The sequence below is a fragment of the Pseudomonas sp. P5_B3 genome, from assembly GCF_056400405.1.
In genome coordinates this window covers 1-737 of sequence record NZ_JBFULI010000133.1, presented here as the reverse complement: position 1 = coordinate 737, position 737 = coordinate 1, and the positions used below count along the sequence as shown (strand labels likewise).

The following is a 737-nucleotide window of genomic DNA, read 5'->3' as shown; positions in this document are numbered from 1 at the left end:
CCCTAATGAAATGGCTACCCCCGCCGCCCCCTGTGATCGACCACTAAGCTTTCACAGGGGGCTTATCGGAGATCATTGCCATGAGCAAAGTAGCTATTGCCGCCATCGATCTGGGAAAACACACCTTTCATCTACATGCACAGGATGATCGTGGTCACGAGCTGTACCGAAAAAAATTCAATCGGGTAACGCTCATGCAGCACCTGGCAAATCTCGAGCCCTGCACCATCGTGATGGAAGCCTGTGGCGGCGCCCACTTCATGGCACAGGAGGCCGCCAAGTTAGGGCATACGGCCAGACTCATCGCGCCTCATCTCGTGCGTCCCTACGTGAAAAGCAACAAAAATGACTTCGCCGATGCCGAGGCGATCTGCGAAGCCGCGACTCGTCCGGCGATGCGTTTTGTACCGGTAAAAACTCAGGCCCAACAAGTGCTAGCCATGCTGAACTCCACCCGAGACTCGTTCATCAAGGATCGCACCGCAACCGTCAATCGGATTCACGCCGCGCTTCTCGAAGTTGGCGTGAGCCTGGCCCCGGGCTTCAAGTCGATCAACGCGCTACCGGAGCTGCTTGAGGCGAGTTCAATTTCTGAGCCGTACAAAAAAAATCTGATGAGACTGTATCGACACTTCAAGCATGTGGAGGAGGAGATCAAGTCGCTGGATAAGGACGTGGAATGCCAGGCCGCTGAAGATGATCTGGCGACTCGCTTGATGACTCTGCCCTGTGTCGGC

The 737-nt window shown here is 55.4% G+C and carries 1 protein-coding gene; it reads left to right on the top strand.

The features are described from left to right. Positions 1-80: 80 nt before the first annotated feature. Positions 81-737, top strand: a 657-nt coding sequence (locus AC1DRN_RS29940; RefSeq protein WP_458238504.1) for an IS110 family RNA-guided transposase, incomplete at its 3' end; no start/stop codon positions are given.